Origin of the sequence: Occallatibacter sp., assembly GCF_049582745.1 — a bacterium.
Taxonomy (GTDB): Bacteria; Acidobacteriota; Terriglobia; order Terriglobales; family Acidobacteriaceae; genus Telmatobacter.
In genome coordinates this window covers 129,658-150,507 of the sequence record NZ_JBAUUO010000062.1, presented here as the reverse complement: position 1 = coordinate 150,507, position 20,850 = coordinate 129,658, and the positions used below count along the sequence as shown (strand labels likewise).

Below are 20,850 nucleotides of genomic sequence, written 5' to 3'. Positions count from 1 at the left end.
AGGGACCAGGGCGCAGCCTAAGGGTAGATCTCCAAGCTTAGTGGATAGTGATCGGAACCGCGGGCGCAATCGTGGATCTGCGGAGCGGCCGTGGCGAGGCTTTGGTCAGTAAATATCCAATCGATCGCTCCTGAATCCGCAGCCCGGCGTACCTGCACTGTCTTCTTGCCCTTCAAGTGCGCGAACGGGCACTGCAGCCCTGCGCGGGCGATCATTGCAGTTGCCGGATATTCCGAAACATTGAAGTTCATGTCGCCGCCGGCGATTACATGACCATTGCCGACCTGGTTCTTCACATCCGAGAGGATCTCCGAGAATTGGCTGTAACGCAGTTCGTGGTTTCCCCGGCTCTCAAGATGAGCGTTGTAGAGGACCATCGTTCGGTTTTGGATCCTGATATCAGAAACCAGGGCCATTCTGGCTCCGCGGCGTCTCTGAAATGGCTGCAGATTAGGGATGAACCAGCGCGGACGCCAGAATCCAGACTGGCTGCGGAACCGGAGAATACGTGAGTTGGTGAGCGGAAACCGGGAAAGAGTAGCCTGGCCGTGAAGCGCCGGTGAAGAGCCCGTACTCTGCGCCAGCTCTTCGAACTCACGGCCAAAGACGTAGTTCATCTTGAGGACTTCCGCAATTGTGCGCGGCACATTTACGTACTGTGTCCGCCGGGCATTGACGTCTGTTTCCTGCAGCAACACCAAGTCGGCTGAAGATGCTACCAGGAACTGGAGTACATCCGCCAAGCGGAGTCCGCGATTTACATTCCAGCTAACTATGCGAACGGGCCTGGGCCACCGAAGGAGAGGTCGATTGTCTGAGAATGAGCCAATGTCGAGATCGTTCATTTGTATTTCGGAGATTAGATCGCTTCAGATTTTACGGCCAAAGCCTTCCCAGGCTGCCGCACTATCTTCCGAGGCTCAGTGCGCGCGCGCGCGCTGCTGGTTCGAGAAAAGGCGAACAGCGACCGCAGAGAAACCATCCAGACTACGTTTGCCCCGAATGCAATCATGTAGACAAGTGCGTGCATCAGGTTGAGAGCCGCCAAGGCCAGAAGAAGATAAGGCAGAAAGCAGCGGCGAACGATGAATTCTGTCTGTCGAGCCAATCTGAGAACGAGACTCGACTTCTGAGTTTCGGCATGTTTCTGCCAGACCTGAAGGTACAGCTCCGGACGACGGCCGGAAAGCCGGCTGCGCCCCAGGCTCGACACAAGGAATGTAAGCAGCGCCCCGGCAAAGATGGCGATTGCCAGACCCGGGATGTATGGATCACGCGTGCTTCGCATAACTCCGATAATGATGCCGGCGAATGTAACGAAGTAGTACGTGTAATCGCACATCGTGTCTAACCAGCAGCCGAAATTGGAAGCTTGAAGCTTCAGACGCGCAATTTCCCCGTCGCACCCATCTAAAATGCTGCCCCATACGCCGAGTACTGCGGCCGCAAGGCAGTTCCAGTATCCACCAATCGCGAACAGCGCGGCCGCGACTAGGCTCAAGACGAGCGTTAAGACCGACACCATGTTGGGCGTGATGGGATACTTCATCAGCCAACGGCTGATCGGGATAGATACCCGGCGATTCATTCGGGCGAAGATGCCGTCTGTGGGTTTCACGAGCCAGCGATCCAGCTTGGATTCGGCGGTTATCAAGTCTGCGAAGCAGGTAATCGCTTGCCAAGACTCTTTGGGTACTTCGATTTGCTTCGAGGCTCCATGCTGGTTGCCGAGTTGTTCCGCGGTCCATTGATGAAGATCGCGAGCTGTCACAATTTTTCGATCGGGTTCAGCAGCGAGTCTCTCCGCCGTTTCCCGCCCGAGACCAAAGATGCCGATTGGCTCACCTGAACTCAACAATTCAACGGCTCCGGTATTCCCATCCCACTCCTCGAGCGCTCGAAATAGGTCCGGGCGATAGATGAAGTCGCCTCTGATCAGGTCAAATCGTTCGGCCCTGACGTCTGCCACGCGCAAGATATGCGGCAGACTCGCACCCTCATCGACCTGAAGCCACTCGATGTCCTCGGGCAGCCTGCCAGTCGAGTACAACTTCTTCCAGATCGCATTGCTTGAAGCGCGACTGGTTACGACGATGGTGCGCACAATGCACTTGTGCTGAAGACTGAGAATGCCGCGCAGAAGAACCGGCAACGTTGCGACCCGTGCGCTTGCCGGTTCGAAGCCTGCGGATCGGGGGCAGTCGTGGGCCAGAATGAAGACCGCCCTGCACTCGCACTTCTCCAGATGGGGATCAGAGTCGGGTGGATACCCCTGCTGCGACCCAGTCTCCGCCATGCGCACGGGAGCGGGCGAGCTCCGCCGCCGGGAAATCCATAAGAAGCAGAGCCCTCCAATGATAGCCCAGAAGACGGCACGAAGCCTTCTGCAGAAAGCGAGTAACAACCCCTGCGTTGAGGACAGGCGTACAAGGCGGCCGATCACCATCGTGCCTCCTTCGTATGTTCCCACGTTGCCTGGATTGACGGAACCTGCGGCATTGATCAACTTCGTTAGAGATTCCAGAATGAGTGCGCCGAGGAGCGTCGCGGGAGCTCCAAGCATCCGGATGATGATGTACACCTCGACGATGGCAAGGAAGTGACAGATAAGATTCAGAAACAAACTGCACCAGAATGCTCGCGGTGCTTCCGCGTAGAAACCCAGGAGCCGTTGTTCTGTCCGCACAAGCGTCTGTTCTTTAGAGAGGATCCAATTCCGGAACCACCGAACGCGGGCGAGCGCCCGCGCAGTGCTCGAGATGACGAGCCATCTCCGCTTCATAGCGAGGGCTCCGAAAATCAATATCAGCAGCAGCCCCAGCAAAAGCGCGGCGGCATAATACTGGACAGCATGCGAAACGGAGACAACCAGAAGAAGGCCGATCACGCCAGCCATGGTGACAAGTGCGCCGGCGACGATGAACAGACTGCGATCGAGTGTCACGGAGCTGATCGCTCCCTCCGCGGACACTCCTGACCCCAGGAGAGAAACGCGAGCCGCCTCTCCTCCAATCATCCCGACGAACCCAAACTGTCCTATGGCTTCAGAAATCAGCCGCAACCCGAGCATTCGTCCGAAAGATACGTTTCGGCCTTCGCGCTGCAGAGTCAATCTCCACGCCCAAGTCTTGATGACGTGCGACACACCTGCAAGTGCGATGACGGACAGCAGTCCCCAGCCGATCGAAGCGATGTTTGCGCTAATCGTGTGGAGGTCTACCGTTGATAGGAGATAGACGAGAAGCCCGACTCCGACCAGGGGTGTAAGCCGCAGGAGAGCCGCTCTCAGGCGCGAACGATCAGGCATAAGCTTCTCCCGCGATCCCAATCGAGGCCCGAAGCTGCGGATAGATTACCTGCTGCGCATAATCAAGAGCCGCCGGGGTATCGCAATCCTGCCACTGTGCCGCGCCAATATCGAATCCTTTAAACGTGCCCTTCTGAACCATCAAACGCAGACCGTCGGACAGAGAACAGTTGCCGTTTACCGCCGCGAGCTCGAGCCAATCGAACAGAGCGGGGCTGCAATGGAACATTCCAGTATCGAGGGCGTTGTAGTTGCGGAGCGCCTTCCCAATCTCCATTACATGGCCGTCTTCCAATCTGACCTTGGTTGCATCATCTATATCGAAGACCCGGCAGATGTTGGTATCAACACCGAGGATGACCTCCTCGCTGCCGAACGGCTCGCTCAGAAGCGATCTCGCGGTTTCAGGCTCGAACAGATGGTCAGCCATGAGCAGGAGGAAGTTCTCGCGAATAACCTTTTTTGCACGTAGAACGGAAATGCCGTTGTCCTTCTTGTACTCGGGGTTCGCGATCCAAGTTACTTCGATTCCCGGAATCGGACGACTCTCATACCACTGTTTGATCGCGTGTCCGCGGTACCCGATAACGATTATGAATCTCTCGATGCCGGCCGCACGCGCGCCAAGGAGCACATGCTCAAGGAGTGGCTTGCCATTCATGTTTACGAGCGGCTTGGGCAGTTCTCCTGACCTCCCCGCCATTCGACTGCCATTACCTGCAGCAAGAATTAGAGCTAGCTTAGTGTTTGTCACCGTATCCTCCATCAATGGCGAGCCAAATCGGCTCGTATGGCCGCGGCTGCACTTGCAAGCCACTTGGCACTGGTGCGGAAGTCGCAAGTCGATGGGCTCTCATCAGAACTCAAAGACCAGCTTTCCGCGGAATTCTCTCCACGCATCGTTGTAGAATGATCCAAACTTGGTGCTATTGAGATCGTTCTGCACATCGCGTGGGTTATCGTGGTTGAAAACGTTAAAGACAGAGCCTCCTGCTCGCAGCTTTAGATCCCTGTCGCCGGCGTGGACCGTGAAGGGCCTCGTGATCTGCAGGTCAGCCGATGAGAATCGCGGGTAGCGCTTGGAGCTGCGGGGGCCGACGTACTCGCGGTACTCGTTCTCGACTGAATAGGGAAAGCCGGTATGGATGTCGTAAACGGGAGCCACCGTAAGCTTCCAAGGGCCCTTTACGTCCGCCCAGAAGAGCTCCCGGTTCGGAGCGTCGAATGGAGAACGTCCCTTTTGGTTCGGCTGAATGACGGCTTGTGGGTAGTTGCCGAAGAACAGAAGTGGATCATTGAGATCACCGTATGAGCGGGAGCGCACGTAGGAGCCGTTGAGGGTCACACGAGAGAGTTGGTAACGGCCCGCCACCTGGAACTCGCGATAAGATGCGCTGCCGGAATTCGATAACCCAACGATGCCGGAGTCGATTCCGCTGCTGGGCGACACTACAAAGTCACGCGCGGTGTTGCGGTTGTCGTATGCTGCACGGACTGCAAGCTGGGATGTAACTTGCCGCTCAATCTCTACATTCCACGCGGTGCTTCTTGGATTCTCGATTGAGCCGACGATCTTGTTTTGATACGGGATCGAACTCGACGTCGCGCCATTCGCTTCGAAGATCGTCACAGTGCGGTTGGGGAACTGTTCGAAGGCTGGAAGAAGCAGCGGAACTCGATCGTAGAAGATCCCGGCTCCAGCTTTGAGAAGCGTCTTGCCGTCACCGGTAAGCGAAAGCTGGACGGCTCCTCTCGGCGCGATGTGAGCGGAATCAGTAACCGTATCGTGGTCAAATCTGAGGCCCGTATTGAAGGAGAGCCTGGGTGTGATCGTCCACTGATCGGACACGTAGAATGCGGTTTCGTTCTGATCGATGTCGAACCAGGGGGACGGAGTGAAGGTAATTCGCTCAATAGCGTTGCCCGCGCTCCCAGCGATTTCAACGGGCAGAGACTTCTCGATGCCTTGCAGATCTGAGTGCGCGTAATCCCATCCCGCCTTGAACTGATGCGAACCGAGGTACTTGCGCGGAGCAAATTGGTAGCTCTCCACCGACTCATAGCGTGTGGTTCTTCGATTCTTGCGGTTGAAGAATCCCCCCTCAGTCGTATCGATCAGCAAACGGAAGGGATCGTCGCTTTGCGCATTGATATCGACGTCGTAGGTCTTGAAACTGAACTGGGAGATCAGCGCACTTTCCGCACCGGACATGTATCTGTGCTGTGCGTACACCTGATAGCCGCGTTGCTTGAAGTCTGTCGTCGACGGCTGCGGCGTAAAGGTGCTGAGGCCCATGTAATTCAACTTCTGCGGGTAGATTGCAAGCGAGATGGTTGCGGTTTGCCGGGAGGTGGCTATGATGTCCGCCTGGGTATATGAGTTGAACCCTTCTAGCTTGGTATCGCGCTCGAGTGCGGGCAGGCTGTTTACGGGTGTCCTGATAAAGCGGTACTCGAACGATTGGGTGAGTGCTACTCGGTCGCGAACCAGCGGACCGGTATAGGTGAGGCGGGGAGTAGCTGCTCCTAGGCCCGCGATGGTGCCCGCGCGATCGCGCCAGCGAGGAACAACATTCTGAATCGAGAAGTGCCGTTTCTGATAGTCTCCGGTCTTCGTCTCAACTGTGGACAGGGCTCCCGTAAATCGCCCGTACTGAGGATCAAAGGGATCAGAGACGACGTGCACGGAAGAAACAACATCAATGGGCAGGCTGATCGCCGGACCGCCGAGAGCGGGGTCGGTTACATTTGCACTGTTCACAAGCGCGCCGCTCTGCGTATTACGCGTTCCTTTCAGGTTGATTCGACCATCGGGCCCACGCAGAACCCCTGGAACAAGAGGAAGCAGGCTCTCGAATTTCTGATCAGCATTGGGAGCGTCATCAATGGTCTTTTGCTTGACTGTCTGGTCGTCAGTAGCGATGTCCACGGTGGGCGCATCTGCGCTCACGGTCACGGATGAGGTGGTTGCGGCGACTTCCATCTTCAGTGCCACGTCGGCAACCTGGCCTGCATCAACGCTGACCGACATTTCGCCTTCGAGTCCCGGAGCAGTTGCCTGGATGACATAGGTGCCAGGCGCCACCGAAGGGAAGCTGAACGCGCCGTTTGGATCGGACTCGGCCGTCAGGTTCTCAGGGCCATTCAGCACAACCGTGGTCGCCGGGACGTAGGAACTTCCAGACGAATCAACGACCAAGACCTGCCCCTTGATCACTCCTGGTCTTGACGTGATCTGCGCGTTCAAGCCAGTCGTTTGGAGAAGAGCCATCGGAGGGAGGATTGCGGCGATGGCCATGCTCTGAAGAATGCGTCGGATCGACTTGCTTTCGTGTTGTGTCTGTACTCGGTTCATGCTGAAATCGCCTGTTCTGGTTCCAAGCTCATGTGGGGTTCAAGTCTTTTAGGGTCAGGATCAACTTCGAAATGAATACGCGAGCATCGAGCCGGATGAAGTTCGGTTCGCGCGGCGACATACTCGTCGTAGTCCTGGACCCAGCCGAATGGAAAGGTGACGTATCCGTCGGCCCATCGAATGAAGCTGGGGCCATTCTTCAGCGATTCGACGACGCCGGGCACCTTCCTCGTGTTTTGAAGCTCTCCCGTGACCCGCGTGCCAACTGGGAGTTCCCGCAACTCTTCGACCTGCATGAAACTACTCACTCTCTACAGCGCGAACGCTGCTGGCTCTGGAAAGTAGCCTTCGATAGATCAGGTTGATCGTGTATCTGCTCGCCGGCTTTGGCATCCGCTTCAACGTCTTGCTCGCCGAGGTGCGTGTTGATGCCGGAGATTCTGCGAAGCCTCAGGCGCTTGCAGAGGTCCTTTCCGTAAGCTGTGTCCGTGGCAAATGTCGCGCCAACGTGGCTCAAGGTTCGCAATACCTCTTCGCCGTGTGAATCGACATAAAAGACTTCCTGGAGATCGAAGATGGTTCCGGGACCGTGATTTGCCTCTCGCGCAACGCGCAGTAGTTCCTGCGCCCACAGTCCGGCTAGTCTTCCCTCGAGAACCACGATTCCCGGACCGTCCGATGATGGCAATGTGATTCGCAACATGCCCGTACAGATTGCAAGCGGTTGGCCACTGGGATAGGAGAGTGCTTTGGCTGAATTCAAAGAAGATCCGGCGTTCGACAAGCGGTTTGAGTCTGCGAGCTATGCCGCAAGTGCGGCACTTGCCGCCGAAGCGGCAAGAAGGACTGCTTTCGATCAAGCGGTTTAGAGGCAGGGCTACTTGCTGCCGATCGACGCGCAGCGGTCAGGGTAGGCATCTGTCAGGCTTGATTGAAGAACATCATGGAACGGCGAAATCAGACCTTAATAGGGTGTTCGACTCTTTCGCAGCAGGAGATGCGAGACACGGCAGGAGACCGTGTGGCAGTCAAGGGACTCACGGCAGCTTAACCGCTGTTCCGTTTGGCAACCCGCATGCAGGTTCCTGGAGTGAAGTGGTGGGGCTTTACTGAGCGGGTTGCGATGATTCTAATGGCATCTGCAACCTGAACGGAGCTGGTCAAAAGCACGCTGAGTTATGGCCCGCTACTTCGGAATTGCGAGATAGACAAGATGAGCACAAACACGTTTTCAACAAGTCAGGCCAGTCTCGATTGGGGGACGCCAACCGACGTCCAGAGACAATTCGCAGCAGCGATGAGCGATCTCTTTTGCCTGGCATTGCTTCTCACCGCACAAGCCGACAGAGCCGAGGAGTGCATCATCCGCTCGATCAGGGAGTGCATGACGAGCGCTCGAGTCCGTAGCGAGGAGCTACCGGCGTGGGTCCGAAATAGCGTCATCCGAAACGGAGTTGCGATCGTGGACGAATCCAAGGGGGAGTCGCATTGGCACAAAGAAGATCAGGCAATTCCCCTGCTTCCTGCCGCCAGCCAAGGCTCTGTCTACACGGCGGACTACTCGGCGGGCATTTTGGAGCTAAGTAGCTTTGACAGGCTGGTGTACGTGATTTGCGTTCTCGAACGCTACTCAAGCCGTCATTGCGCACTTCTGCTGCGCAGTTCGCGTGAAAGAGTTCGCGAAGCGCGAGTTGCAGCTGTAGCGCATATTGCAGAGTTCGAGAGCAGATGGCGCGAGTGGCCAACGGATGTCTCGAATGGAGCGAGGCTGCCTGAATCTGAAGTTGTGCCCTCTTGCGGCAGTCTGCTTGATTGAGGACCTGCACGCTTGCCTGGCCGGGCCTTTGAAGCGAGTTCGCCAGTCCATTGGTGAAGCGCGGACGTGACTTCGCGGATATGGAAGGTTCGCTCAACCGATGGAGAAGCCCACGTTTAGAGAAGCCTACGTTCTGGCAAGTCTCCTTCGCGCGCACCTGAATCCATATCTGCCCGCAGCCCCAGCTCCGTCGCCATGAGCCGTGCTGGATAAGACCGTCGTCGTTGCAGTCCTTTCAATTAGCTGCTCGTGCTCAGGACGTTCAACTTGCTGCGTGGTCGCGGGCCCATGCGCAAAGAAACTGCTTAGCAGTTTATGAACACAGTTTTCACCGCACAGGTGTGCCGTCCCGGTGCTGAGCCGGCGAGGGGAGGCCCAGCCGGCAATGCGCAACTCGCCTTTCTCCTCGAAAGCAATGAACCAATGATTCGCTTCACGCTTCTGCACGCCGCACATGTCGCAAGAGATTGCCTGTCTGATCACTCGATTCCTTCCATTTCGCAGCCGTTTGCACGATTGCCGTTTCACCTAGAAGGTATGCATGCGTGCGGCCAGATCTGCCAATCGTCTAAGCGCAACGTATTCAGCAGGATAGGAAAATGTCCCCAAGAGGATTGCTTACAGCTGAGCCGGCAAATGCCGCCATTGCGGCAGTGCAATCGAGGAAGGAACTTGGCGGAGTTGCGGAAGGGGGACCGCTCCGGTGCAGCCAGCGTGACTGCCTCAAACGAGGCATGGCGGTGCCTTCATAAAGGCTGGGGTTTGCCTTCATGTAGAGTTCCGCGGACAGCAAGCCCGCTCTAACATCTTGTGCATGCAACGCAACGTGCTGCACTCTGGAATAGAAGTTTGACAGGCATTCTTCAAATCGGGGAGATCGGTAGGCTCATATGACCGTGCACGAAGAGTTGGTTCGCCAGAATGAACGGCTTCGCTTGCTCTTGTGTCTGACGAACAAGATCACCTCGAATCTTGATCTACGTGAGGTGGTTCGATCGATCTCCGGCAATATTCGGGAAGTGCTCCTCGGTGATCTGGTTTGTATTTCGGTGGTCGACGCTGAACCGGGCATGATCCGGGTCTATGCGCTGGATTTTCCAGGCAGTCCGGGTATCGTCAAAGAGGGTATGCTCGTAGCTCTCACCCCGTCCGGGAAAGCCCTCTTCCAAACCCCGCAGCCAATGCTTGCGAGCACGACGAACCCTGAGACTTTTCCTGTTGACCTGCCAGAACAGGTAGCATTTGCGGAAGAGCCGAAGACAGTCTGCTTTATCCCCCTGGTCAATCGCGGTCGTCCTGTCGGGCTTCTCGCGGTCGGACGAACAGCCCAGCTTCCCTACGCTTCCGACGAGATGGAGCTCCTTTCTCAGGTAGCAGGCCAGATTGCGATCGCCATCGACAACGCGAGGGCCTATCAGGAGATATCCGAGCTGCGTGACAGACTCGCGCAGGAGAAGGTTTATCTCGAGGAAGAGATTCGGAGCGAGATGGGCTTTGAGCAGATCATTGGCTCCAGCGATGCGCTCAAGCAGGTTCTCCAGCTGGTTGAGACAGTCGCTCCAAGCGATTCAACCGTTCTCCTGCTCGGCGAAACGGGAACCGGCAAGGAACTGATTGCTCGGGCGATTCACGATCGGAGCCGGCGCAGAGAACGCACATTTGTGAAGCTCAACTGCGCGGCGATACCCACAGGTCTGCTCGAAAGCGAACTGTTCGGGCATGAGAAAGGCGCGTTCACAGGCGCGATCAGCCAGAAGGCTGGCCGCATGGAGCTCGCGGACCAGGGCACTTTGTTTTTGGACGAAGTTGGGGATATTCCTGTTGAGATCCAACCGAAGTTGCTGCGTGCGTTGCAGGAGCGCGAGTTTGAACGGCTAGGCTCTACTTCTACGCGAAGAGTAAACATACGGTTGGTGGCGGCCACGAATCGTGATCTGGAAGAGATGGTTGCTTCGCGCGAGTTCCGAAGTGACCTCTACTACCGCTTGAATGTCTTCCCCATCCGAATACCACCTCTAAGGGAGCGGAAGGAGGACATACCACTACTCGTCGGCTACTTCGTACAGAAATTCGCCAAGCTGATGCAGAAACGTATCGATGCGATCCCGGCGGTTACGATGAAGGGGCTCGCCGCATGGGACTGGCCCGGCAACATTCGGGAACTTGAGAACTTCATCGAGCGCGCAGTGATTCTCACCCGCGGCAAGGCCCTTGAAGCCCCTCTGTCTGAGCTCCGCAGATCCAAGCAGAGCGAGCCTGCGCAGGCTGCTGCTACCACCACCTCAGAGGCTGATATCGCGAGGATCGTGAAGGAAACGATCGCATCGATCAATGGTGCGGCGCCTGGTAATGGTCACGCGAAAAGGCAACGCGATGAAATTGTCCAGGCGTTGATGGACTGCAAGGGGCGAGTCGGAGGTGCCGATGGCGCCGCAGTGCGCTTGGGAATCGGGAGAACAACCCTCATCTCTCGCATGAAGAAGCTCGGAATCAATCCCTACGATTACGTCTGACACCCCGCTAATCCCCGCTTCAGGATCCGTCCATCTCCGGCGCAGAGCGCGACGCAGCCCGAATTTGTCGTGACACTTTCGACTCTTGACAGAGCGGATGGATGTAAGTACGCGCAAATCAAATGGATTATGACCTGTTGCGGTTTGGCATGGCAGTTGCACTCTCCCAGGTGGTAACTGACATGTTAAAGATTTCGACAATCGAAAGCCCAACCAGGTGCCTGTTGGTGCTGGAGGGCAAACTTCTGCCGCCCTGGACCGAGGAACTACAGAAAATCTGCAGAGAGCGTCAACTCCGCGCAAATCATTGCGAATTGGTAATTGACATACGCGGCCTAACAATCATCAGCCGCGAAGGTGAAGACGTGTTGCTCAGCCTCATCCTTGAGGGCGCTAAATTCCGTGGGATAGATGTCTTCACGAGGCAAATACTGAAGCAGCTTGCAAAACGAGCCCAGAAAGAACAGCACAAGGCACCGGAGAACTAGCGCATTTGACGTGTACTTGACAGTGGAACCCACGGTCATCCATCAGCATTTGGAGGTAATCCCGGCATGTTGCAGCAGGAGGAGTTCACGATGAGCAATCAAGGCGATATTCTGGCGAGCGAGCACAGATATCATGCGCTGCTTAAAGTGTCAGGTCTGCTCGCGGCGTCAGAATCGGACGTACAGACGGCCCTGCGCAGCGTCTCGACCCTGCTCTCGAGGATCGTAGGTTTTGACCGCATCGCTCTGCTCCTGGCAAACGAGGATGGGCGGAGCGCCAGAGTCTATGCGCTTGAATCCGAAGTGGCCGACGGAGACGACCTGATGGGCCGGGAGTTCCCCCTCCAGAACACAACGCTGGCGGCCGTCCTCGAGAGCCAAAAGCCCAGGTACGTGGCGTGCCTGGCACACGAACTCGAGCTAGTTCCAGGCTTGCTCGAGGCCACCCAACTGGCGCGATCCAGCAGTGCCTATATGTTCCCGGTGTCAAGCGCCCGAAGACATCTGGGAATTTTGATCATCGTGAACAGCTCTGGTAATGAGTGCGACGCTCGGGATCTGGAGTTGATGACCTCCGTCGCAATGCACTTTGGCAATGTGCTGGAGACTGCGCTAGCAGTGGAGAAATCTGAATCGCTGAAGCGCAATCTGGCGCACGAGCGCGACCGTCTCAGGCTGATTCTCGAGATTAACAACCACACCATCGCGCACCTCGACGTGAATGACCTGTTTCGCGCTGCCTCCAAATCAATGCGTGCGTATTTCGATAACGAGCTCACAAGCTTCTGGTTGTTCGACGAACGAATGCAGCAGCTGGAGCTTTCGACACTCGATTTCGGCAGCGGACGCGGCCTCCACGAAAATCTGACCACCTCAAGCTTGAGCCGCGAAGCGCTCTCCGACATGCGTGCGAGGGTGGCAGCCATTTTTGGTCCTGACAAAATAGCCGAGTTTCCTCAACCGATTGCGAAGGCTCTTCGAGAAAGTTCCATTGTTAGCGTCGTTTGTGTTCCGTTGGTCGGAAACAAAGGTCCGCTTGGCATTATTTCTCTCGGAAGCCGGGAACCGGACTCGTTTGAACAGAGTGATCTCGAGTTGCTTTCACAGATCGCGAACCAGATCTCTCTGGCGATCGAGAACGCGCTGGCATACCGGAAGGTGACGTTTTCCTGCCGCCGACTTGAGCACGAAAGAGAGTACCTGGAATCCGAATTACAGACCGAGTACAACTTCGAAGACATTGTTGGCAAGAGTACGGCCATCAAGAGCGTTCTTGAACAGGTGGCAATTGTTGCGCCGACAGACTCGACTGTCTTATTGATTGGCGAGAGCGGAACAGGAAAAGAGTTGATTGCCCGTGCGATTCACAACCTTAGCAACAGGCGGGATCGCACATTTGTCCGGCTTAACTGCGCAGCGGTTCCGTCCGGTCTTTTGGAAAGCGAGCTGTTTGGGCACGAGAAAGGCGCCTTTACAGGAGCCCTGGCACAAAAGCGAGGGAGGATCGAACTGGCTCACGATGGCAGCTTCTTCCTCGATGAAATCGGAGATATCGGACTTGAACTACAGCCCAAGCTGCTCAGGGTCTTGCAGGAGCGCGAGTTTGAGAGGCTCGGCAGCAACAACACGATCAAGGTAGACACGCGTTTGGTGGCCGCGACCCACCGTGACCTTCCGGGCATGGTGCGCAAAGGAGAGTTTAGAGAGGATCTCTTCTATCGGTTGAACGTGTTTCCAATACACATACCACCATTGCGCGAACGAAAGGGAGACATTCCCCTCCTCGTCCATTACTTTGTCGCGACACTGTCGCGAAAAATGAAGAAGTCGATTCGAGTGATTCCCGACGAAGTCATGAGCGCGATGAACGCCTTTAGCTGGCCAGGTAACGTCAGGGAACTCCAGAACTTCATCGAGAGGTCAGTGATCCTCAGCAGAGACGAGACGCTTGCGGCTCCGACATCCGAACTGCGGCAGAGTGCGCCCATCAGAGAGACGCAATCCAGCACGACCTTTCACGCCATGGAGCGCGAGGCGATTGTCAGAGTCCTACGCGAAGCGGGCGGGAAGCTGTCCGGACCAGGTGGAGCGGCAGAACGCCTCGGCCTCAAGAGGACGACTCTGCAGCGCAAGATGGAACGGCTGAGCATCTTTAAAGCCGATTATGTCTAACAGCGGATTCCTTTCGCCGGGTCGAGACGGCAGTAACCAGCTAAACGTCCGGGTGCTTGATGTACCTGGCGAAGTACGCGGAACCGTGCGGGAAGAAAACGGCGTGTCGGCGGGCCATAGCTTTCCCATCGGAGCCACACTGGTATCCGGCGGAGCCAATTTCTCAGTCTTCTCCAGGAACGCAACCAGAATCGAACTGTGCCTTTTCGATCGAATGTGCGACAGTCGCCCGATCCGCGTGATCCCCCTCGATCCGTGCTCCAATCGCACTTACTACTACTGGCACGCCTTTGTGCCCGGACTGAAAGAGGGTCAGATCTATGGATACCGGGTTCATGGGCTGTTCGAGCCCCATCAGGGTCTCCGGTTCAATCCCCTCAAATTGCTTCTCGATCCATACGGTCGAGCCATTGCCTGCCCGGACGATTACAGCCGCGACGCAGCATCTCAGGAGGGGGATAATGCTGGGGCTGCCATGAAAAGCGTGCTGATAGACTCTGGCTCTTATGACTGGTCCGGAGACGTGCGGCTGAACCTTCCCTGGTCGCGCACCATCATTTACGAGATGCATGTTCGCGGCTTCACGGCAGATCCGAGTTCGGGAGTTGAGCCCCACAAGCGCGGCACTTTCGCCGGCCTGATCGAGAAGATCCCCTACCTTCGAGAGCTGGGCATCACGGCGATTGAGTTACTTCCAGTGTTTCAGTTCGACGTTCAGGATGCGCCAGCGGGAAAGACGAACTACTGGGGCTACTCTCCCGTCTCTTTCTTTGCCCCGCACCAGGCATATAGCTCCGATCCGGACCCCGTCGCGGTTGTTCGAGAGTTCCGCGACATGGTCAAGGCGCTTCACCGTGCTGGAATTGAAGTGATTCTGGACGTCGTTTTCAACCATACAGCCGAAGGCGGGCACGACGGACCTACACAATCCTTCCGGGGTCTCGACAACCCGACTTATTACCTGCTGGGTGATGATCGATCGCAGTACGCGAACTTTACCGGGACCGGCAACACTTTGAATGCGAACCATCCGGTCGTCAGGCGCATGATCGTCGACAGCCTCCGTTACTGGGTCACCGAGATGCATGTGGACGGCTTCCGTTTTGATCTGGCTTCCATTCTGGCCCGCGACTCATCTGGCGCGGTGATGCCGAACCCGCCGGTGCTGTGGGACATTGAGTCTGATCCTGCGCTGGCCGGAACCAAGATGATCGCAGAGGCCTGGGATGCGGCAGGGCTGTACCAGGTAGGCACCTTTGTTGGAGACAGCTGGAAAGAGTGGAACGATCGCTTCCGCGATGATGTTCGCGACTTCTTTCGCGGCGCGAATGGCTCCGCGGGACGGATGGCAGATCGGCTGCTGGGCAGCCCCGCGATCTATGCTTACAGGCGCCGAGAGGCCGAGGAGAGCATCAACTTCGTTGCTTGCCACGACGGCTTTACTCTCAACGACCTCACCTCTTACAACCAAAAGCACAACCATGAAAATGGTGAGGACAACCGAGACGGACGTGAAGACAACCGAAGCTGGAACTGCGGGTTCGAAGGCATAACGGATGATGCGAAAATGGAGAGACTCCGCAATCAGCAGGTCAAGAACTACCTAGCCACTACCTTGCTTTCTGTCGGTGTGCCGATGTTTTTGATCGGCGACGAGGTTCGGCGTACTCAGCTGGGTAACAACAACGCCTATTGTCAGGACAATGCCACAAGTTGGTTCAACTGGGAGCGAGTGTCGCGGCATGCGGACCTGCTTCGATTCGTCCAGTTGCTCAATCGCCGAAGAGTATTGCGAGACGTGGAACATGAGCGCTCGCGCAGCCCGCTCACACAGGTGCTCCGGGATTCCAAACACACCTGGCACGGCGTGAAACTGAACCAGCCAGACTGGTCTGCTGACTCGCATGCAATCGCAATCTGCGGTGAGTTGAAGAACGAGGGCGTTCTTGCGTACCTGATCTTCAATGCATATTGGGAATCGCTCGATTTCGAATTGCCCGTCTTGGCGCCCGGTCTTGGGCCGTGGCTCAGATGGATAGACACTTCGCTCGAATCACCTCAGGATGTTGCCGATTGGGATCAAGAGGAAGCTGTGCCTACGCCGTTTTATCGCGCTGGCGCGCACTCAGTCGTAGTGCTGATTACAGGTCCGGGAGTTCATTGCAAGCACAGATCACCCGGTCTAAATCGGGCGTGAAGATTCCGTAAAGCGCTCCAGCCTGGCGCAAGAATGGCGTACATCGGAGCTATACTACGGGCTACCAGACTCCTGCTAGTCCGGCGATTCTTCAACTGGCAAGGTAAGAAGATGAGTGTCCGCCGCCTGGACGTGCTCGCATTTTCATGCTCTGAGGCTGCCGTTCGCGGTGGCCCATGCAGGAGTGTTGGGCTCCGTCAAGCGTGGCAGCTGCAGACGCGGAAGCTCCTGATCGCAATTGGAGCGATTTGCGTTTTCGGTGGAACGCCTGCTCGGGCGCTCAATCCATCCCTGGACATAAGCCAGTACGCACACACTGAGTGGACTAATCGCGACGGGTTCTCGCTGGGAAATATCTACGCGATGGCTCAGACGCCCGACGGGTATTTCTGGTTTGGCACGGAATCCGGGCTGGTTCGTTTCGATGGCGTTCGCAGGGTCGCTTGGCAACCACCCGCAGGTCAGCATCTCCCGGACAAAGGTGCCTACAGCCTGCTGGTTACGCGCGACGGCACTATGTGGATAGGCACGTTTAGTGGCCTTGCAAGCTGGGACGGCGTCAGGCTCACCAATTATCCGGAATTTGATAAGCGCTTCGTGACATCACTGCTTGAGGATCGGGAGGGAACGGTATGGGCTGGCACGCTCGGCGGCTCGTTGGGGACTGATACCGGCCGGCTTTGCGCAATCCGAAGAGGCGGCGCGCAGTGCTATTCGCAGGGTTACGCCTTCGGGTCGTTTGTCTGGGGACTGGCCGAGGACGCCTCAGGCGCTCTCTGGGCCGGTTCCGAAGCAGGACTTTGGCGATGGAAACCCGGCGCTCCAAAGCACTATCCGATGCCGCATGTGCGAATCAGCGACCTGGCGAAGAGCGAAGACGGGATGCCGCTAATTGCGGCTAACGGCGCAGGGCTCCAGCAGTTCACTGATGACAGAGTCGAACCCTTTCCGATTCGAGACCCAATCCATCCGAAAAGGGTGCTCAGGGATCGAGAAGTTGATTCGAATAAGTTGCTCCGCGATCGCGATGGTGGTCTCTGGATCGGAACGGTGGCGCATGGACTCATCCATGTACATGATGGCCGGGCAGACACGTTCAGAAAGTCGGATGGTCTTTCAGGCGACATTGTGATGAGTCTGTTCGAGGATCACGAAGGCAATATCTGGGTGGCCACTACCGGAGGAATCGACCGTTTTAGAGAACTCCCAGCCACGACCATCTCTGTCAAACAAGGTCTGTCCAGCGATGCAGTTGATTCCGTGGTCGCAAGCGCTGACGGAAGCGTTTGGCTGGCAACCTACTTTGGTTTGACCAGATGGAGGGGTGGACAAGCTACCATTCTACGAAAAGCGGATGGACTACCGGATGGTTACGTGCAGTCGCTGTTTCAGGATGATCGAGGTCAAACTTGGGCGACGTTCGCGGGGCATGGATTGGGCTACCTCAAGGACAACCGGTTCATCACAGTCACGGGCGTGCCCAGTTCAGAGGTGTATTCCATTACAGGAAGCAAGGCGGGCGACGTTTGGCTTTCAGGGAACAGCGGTCTCTCCCACTTACATGACGGACATTTGATCGAGCATTTCCCCTGGTCAGCACTGGGACGACATCAACAAGCAAAAGTCATAGTCTTCGATCCTGAGCGGGGCGGGCTATGGCTTTCATTTTGGAACGACGGTGGTGTCGAGTATTTCAAGGATGGTCAAGTTCGCGCGTCCTATACCGTCGCTGACGGGCTAGGCAAAGGCCATGTTCCCGGTCTTCGACTCGATCACGATGGAGCAGTGTGGGCGGCAACAGAAGATGGCGGGCTTAGCCGCATTAAAGATGGTCACATTACAACAATGACCACCAGGAACGGTTTGCCGTGCAATACCATTCACTGGTCGCTAGAGGACAATGATCGCTCGTTATGGTTATACGCTGGTTGCGGCCTGCTGCGGATTGCGCGGGCCGAACTGGACGCCTGGATCGCCGACCCGACGCGTAGGATTGGAACGACGGTATGGGATGCTGCGGACGGCGTTATGCTTCACTCATCGTCGCCCAACTCTTACGGTCCGCCCTTTGCGAAATCAATCGACGGCAGACTGTGGATGCTGATAGGAGAAGGCGTCCAGGTGGTTGATCCCCATCATCTTGCTTTCAATAAGCTCCCGCCTCCGGTCCACATCGAGCAAATCATAGCGGACCATAAAACCTATTGGCAGAACTTGCCAGGAGCAGCGCCTTTAAATCTTCGCCTGCCGGCGCTCACCCGCGATCTCGAGATCCACTACACCGCTCTCAGCCTCGCGGCGTCGGAGAAGATTCGTTTCAAGTACAAGCTTGAGGGGCAGGATCGCGACTGGAGAGAGGTGATAAATGACCGCCAAGTCCAGTATTCGAACCTGCGCCCCGGCCCCTACCGGTTTCGCGTCATAGCTTGCAATAACAGCGGCGTTTGGAATCAGGTGGGCGATTCGCTAAACTTCTCGATCGCGCCGGCCTATTACCAGACAAATTGGTTCCGCGCCCTGTGCGTAGTTCTCGTTCTGGCCCTGGTGTGGGCGATCTACCAACTCAGGCTCAGGCAATTGCACCATGACTTCGCCCTGACGTTGGATGCGCGTGTCGGCGAGCGGACAAGCATCGCACGAGACCTTCACGACACCCTGCTGCAAAGCTTCCATGGCTTGATGCTCCGCTTTGAAATCGTTTCCCAACTGCTTCCCGAGCGCCCGGTGGAAGCGAAGGAACAACTGGACAGAACGATAGAGCGGGCTGCGGAGGCGATCACAGAAGGGCGGGACGCGGTACAGGGATTACGCGCCTCTGTGGTGCAAACGAATGATCTAGCCCGCGCGATAAATACGCTAGGTGAGGAACTCGCAAATGATCCAGCCAACCACGGCTCTCCTGCATTTCGTGTAACGGTTGAAGGCGAGGCGCGAGAGTTGCATCCGATCCTGCGCGATGAAATCTACAGGATCGCCACAGAGGCGTTGCGGAATGCGTTTCACCACGCCCGGGCTCAGCAGATCGAGGTTGAAATTCGATATGACAATCAGCAGTTCCGCCTGCGCGTGCGGGATGATGGTAAAGGAATTGATCCGGCGGTTCTGTCCGGGCATGGGCGCGAAGGGCACTTTGGCTTGCCCGGTATGAGAGAACGCGCTAATGCTATAGGGGGAAAGCTGGTGGTTTGGAGCGAGCTTGAAACGGGAACCGAACTAGAACTGCGCATTCCTGCCGAAGCATCGTATCTGAGCCCGGCAAAGCGTTCTTGGCTTTCAGAGTTAGTGAGACGAAGATAGCGGCTTGAATCGAGAGACAACGCCATGAGTACCGATAACGCTCGAATTCGAATTCTTGCAGTCGACGATCATCCCATCGTGCGCGAGGGAATCGCCGCACTGGTTGCTATTCAGCCGGACATGATCCTGGTGGGCCAGGCAAGTGACGGCCGTGAAGCCATACAGCTGTTTCGAACGCATCGGCCGGACGTTACCGTAATGGATCTGCAGATGCCGGAAATGAACGGGCTTGATGCGCTCATTGCCATTCGCAATGAATTTCCCGATGCGAAGATCATCATGCTGACGACCTATAAAAGCGACACTCAGATTGTGCGGGCCCTCAAGGCAGGTGCCCAGGGTTACCTTCTCAAGAATGCTCTGCACAAGGAACTGCTGGATACGATCCGCGCGGCACATGCCGGCAAAAGGACGGTCTCGCCGGAGGCGTCGCTGGAAATCGTTGAGCATTCGACTGACGACGCACTGACCCCGGCAGAGGTCAACGTGCTGCGTCTTATCGCTGCGGGCAACGCGAACAAACAAATCGCCGATCAGCTCTCTACCACCGAAGAATCGGTGAAGAGCCGGGTGCGAAGCATTCTTTCGAAGCTAGGCGCAAGCGACCGGACCCACGCCACAACAATCGCTCTGAAGCGCGGAATTATCGAACTCTAGACGCCTCTTCCTCGGAAGATCTCCTTTGATGCCTCAAAAGAGGCGTGATCAGACCTAGTTCTGGGATATCGCTTTCATGAAATATTTACGAAGATAAATACGTAATCGAGAGGTGCGTCCATTGCGGCGCTTATATTCAACGTTCGCAGGTGGATGGCCCGGAATTGGTCTGATTTTGATGCGGCTCGCCGTCGGGCTCGCACTGGTCAGCAGCGCCTATTCTGTTCAGCTGAATCATTCGGCCCTCAGCATCTCTTTTACATCGGTGCTCCTCGGGATCGCTGCGCTGCTTCTGATACTCGGTCTGTACACGCCCATTGTCGGTACGCTTGTGGCCCTGTTTGAGAGCTGCCGGATGATTGCCATACCCGCAGACCGATTGATGTACCTGCTGATGGCAATAATCGCAGCCGCTCTGGCCATGCTTGGCCCCGGCCTGTGGTCTGTCGATGCTCGCCTGTTTGGATGGAAACGCATCGAGCCTTCTGCGCGCAGGAAGTAGTACTCACACCCGAAATAGGCATCCAACCTCCCGCAAACAAGCCTCCGATTTCTTCCCACAGAGGCGGCTTGATCCCACTACACAGCCTGTGATTCGCCTCGATCTGGAGTATCGCTGCCTAGCGATTACAGACAGAATGTCAGCAATCTAGTCACCGCCCAATAGCACGGATCAAATCATGGGCGATGGAAGCAGACAAAGATCAGCTCTTCTCGCTGGTCTTCGCCTGGGTGCTTCTCAATGGTGACAGAAGGGAATTATCGAAAATGCAGACTCTACAACATGGCGAACGGTATACGGACAAGGGATCGTACGCGGTAATGACGCGCACGGCGACCGCTCCCTATGCGCATCTTAGAAGCGTCGCAGATCAACTCCATAGGAACGCCGAGGATCTTGCATTCTCGACCAACCCTCCAACGGCTGATAACTGCCGCATCGCAGGAGCCATGGTGGGCTGGGCTTTCAACCTCGTCCCGTTCAGCATCGACTCAAGATTTGATTTCTGACTGGTTCTCAAACGATCTTGCAGCGCTGCGACCGATC

General features: G+C 56.4%; 15 protein-coding genes and 1 pseudogene. 10 read left to right on the top strand and 6 right to left on the bottom strand.

What is annotated here, in order from left to right; genetic code table 11:
* Positions 1-17: 17 nt before the first annotated feature.
* The 6 genes from WCA10_RS09350 to WCA10_RS09325 form a co-directional block, all read right to left on the bottom strand.
* Positions 18-845, bottom strand: a complete 828-nt coding sequence (locus tag WCA10_RS09350; protein WP_472822235.1) for an endonuclease/exonuclease/phosphatase family protein — start codon at positions 843-845, stop codon at positions 18-20.
* Between the two features lie 14 nt (positions 846-859).
* Entirely contained in the window at positions 860-3,307 is a 2,448-nt protein-coding gene (locus WCA10_RS09345) for a lysylphosphatidylglycerol synthase domain-containing protein (RefSeq protein ID WP_472822234.1), read from the bottom strand.
* Complete coding sequence (locus WCA10_RS09340) at positions 3,300-4,061, bottom strand: phosphocholine cytidylyltransferase family protein (protein WP_472822233.1); 762 nt, start codon at positions 4,059-4,061, stop codon at positions 3,300-3,302. Before WCA10_RS09340 ends, WCA10_RS09345 begins: the two co-directional genes overlap by 8 nt.
* A 102-nt stretch (positions 4,062-4,163) precedes the next feature.
* Positions 4,164-6,662, bottom strand: coding sequence for a TonB-dependent receptor domain-containing protein (locus WCA10_RS09335; protein WP_472822232.1), 2,499 nt, complete (start codon positions 6,660-6,662; stop codon positions 4,164-4,166).
* A complete protein-coding gene (locus tag WCA10_RS09330; protein WP_472822231.1) occupies positions 6,659-6,958 on the bottom strand; it encodes a hypothetical protein in 300 nt (99 codons plus the stop codon). The genes WCA10_RS09335 and WCA10_RS09330 overlap by 4 nt, the downstream gene beginning before the upstream one ends.
* An 8-nt stretch (positions 6,959-6,966) precedes the next feature.
* Complete coding sequence (locus tag WCA10_RS09325; RefSeq protein ID WP_472822230.1) at positions 6,967-7,425, bottom strand: hypothetical protein; 459 nt, start codon at positions 7,423-7,425, stop codon at positions 6,967-6,969.
* A 450-nt stretch (positions 7,426-7,875) separates the two neighbouring features.
* Here WCA10_RS09325 and WCA10_RS09320 point away from each other — a divergent pair, with 450 nt between their 5' ends.
* The 10 genes and pseudogenes from WCA10_RS09320 (at position 7,876) to WCA10_RS09275 (ending at position 20,813) form a co-directional block, all read left to right on the top strand.
* The gene (locus WCA10_RS09320) at positions 7,876-8,478 is read left to right on the top strand and encodes a hypothetical protein (RefSeq protein ID WP_472822229.1); all 603 of its coding nucleotides are present in this window, start codon (positions 7,876-7,878) and stop codon (positions 8,476-8,478) included.
* Positions 8,479-9,368: 890 nt separating this feature from the next.
* The gene (locus WCA10_RS09315; RefSeq protein WP_472822228.1) at positions 9,369-10,991 is read left to right on the top strand and encodes a sigma 54-interacting transcriptional regulator; all 1,623 of its coding nucleotides are present in this window, start codon (positions 9,369-9,371) and stop codon (positions 10,989-10,991) included.
* A 122-nt stretch (positions 10,992-11,113) separates the two neighbouring features.
* On the top strand, positions 11,114-11,479 hold the full coding sequence (locus tag WCA10_RS09310; protein WP_472822227.1) for a hypothetical protein: 366 nt from the start codon (positions 11,114-11,116) through the stop codon (positions 11,477-11,479).
* A 90-nt stretch (positions 11,480-11,569) separates the two neighbouring features.
* Positions 11,570-13,651 (top strand): sigma 54-interacting transcriptional regulator, encoded by a 2,082-nt coding sequence (locus tag WCA10_RS09305; RefSeq protein WP_472822226.1) that lies wholly within the window; start codon positions 11,570-11,572, stop codon positions 13,649-13,651.
* Positions 13,644-15,848: a glycogen debranching protein GlgX gene (gene glgX, locus WCA10_RS09300; RefSeq protein ID WP_472822225.1), complete on the top strand. Its 2,205-nt coding sequence runs from the start codon at positions 13,644-13,646 to the stop codon at positions 15,846-15,848. The genes WCA10_RS09305 and glgX overlap by 8 nt, the downstream gene beginning before the upstream one ends.
* Before the next feature lie 33 nt (positions 15,849-15,881).
* Positions 15,882-16,376 (top strand): annotated as a pseudogene (locus WCA10_RS09295) (two-component regulator propeller domain-containing protein); the annotation flags it as partial.
* A gap of 318 nt (positions 16,377-16,694) precedes the next feature.
* Positions 16,695-19,145, top strand: coding sequence for a sensor histidine kinase (locus tag WCA10_RS09290; RefSeq protein ID WP_472822249.1), 2,451 nt, complete (start codon positions 16,695-16,697; stop codon positions 19,143-19,145).
* Positions 19,146-19,169: 24 nt separating this feature from the next.
* Positions 19,170-19,802, top strand: a complete 633-nt coding sequence (locus WCA10_RS09285) for a response regulator (RefSeq protein ID WP_472822224.1) — start codon at positions 19,170-19,172, stop codon at positions 19,800-19,802.
* A 121-nt stretch (positions 19,803-19,923) separates the two neighbouring features.
* The gene (locus tag WCA10_RS09280) at positions 19,924-20,304 is read left to right on the top strand and encodes a hypothetical protein (RefSeq protein ID WP_472822223.1); all 381 of its coding nucleotides are present in this window, start codon (positions 19,924-19,926) and stop codon (positions 20,302-20,304) included.
* A 185-nt stretch (positions 20,305-20,489) separates the two neighbouring features.
* On the top strand, positions 20,490-20,813 hold the full coding sequence (locus WCA10_RS09275; protein ID WP_472822222.1) for a hypothetical protein: 324 nt from the start codon (positions 20,490-20,492) through the stop codon (positions 20,811-20,813).
* Positions 20,814-20,850: the final 37 nt, after the last annotated feature.

Excerpts from the sequence above, each read along its gene's own strand:
- WCA10_RS09320 (WP_472822229.1), top strand. The coding sequence starts at position 7,876 with ATGAGCACAAACACGTTTTCAACAAGTCAGGCCAGTCTCGATTGGGGG.
- glgX (WP_472822225.1), top strand. The coding sequence starts at position 13,644 with ATGTCTAACAGCGGATTCCTTTCGCCGGGTCGAGACGGCAGTAACCAG.
- WCA10_RS09330 (WP_472822231.1), bottom strand. The coding sequence starts at position 6,958 with ATGCAGGTCGAAGAGTTGCGGGAACTCCCAGTTGGCACGCGGGTCACG.
- WCA10_RS09310 (WP_472822227.1), top strand. The coding sequence starts at position 11,114 with ATGGATTATGACCTGTTGCGGTTTGGCATGGCAGTTGCACTCTCCCAG.
- WCA10_RS09345 (WP_472822234.1), bottom strand. The coding sequence starts at position 3,307 with ATGCCTGATCGTTCGCGCCTGAGAGCGGCTCTCCTGCGGCTTACACCC.
- WCA10_RS09285 (WP_472822224.1), top strand. The coding sequence starts at position 19,170 with ATGAGTACCGATAACGCTCGAATTCGAATTCTTGCAGTCGACGATCAT.
- WCA10_RS09275 (WP_472822222.1), top strand. The coding sequence starts at position 20,490 with ATGGAAGCAGACAAAGATCAGCTCTTCTCGCTGGTCTTCGCCTGGGTG.
- WCA10_RS09315 (WP_472822228.1), top strand. The coding sequence starts at position 9,369 with ATGACCGTGCACGAAGAGTTGGTTCGCCAGAATGAACGGCTTCGCTTG.
- WCA10_RS09350 (WP_472822235.1), bottom strand. The coding sequence starts at position 845 with ATGAACGATCTCGACATTGGCTCATTCTCAGACAATCGACCTCTCCTT.
- WCA10_RS09305 (WP_472822226.1), top strand. The coding sequence starts at position 11,570 with ATGAGCAATCAAGGCGATATTCTGGCGAGCGAGCACAGATATCATGCG.
- WCA10_RS09335 (WP_472822232.1), bottom strand. The coding sequence starts at position 6,662 with ATGAACCGAGTACAGACACAACACGAAAGCAAGTCGATCCGACGCATT.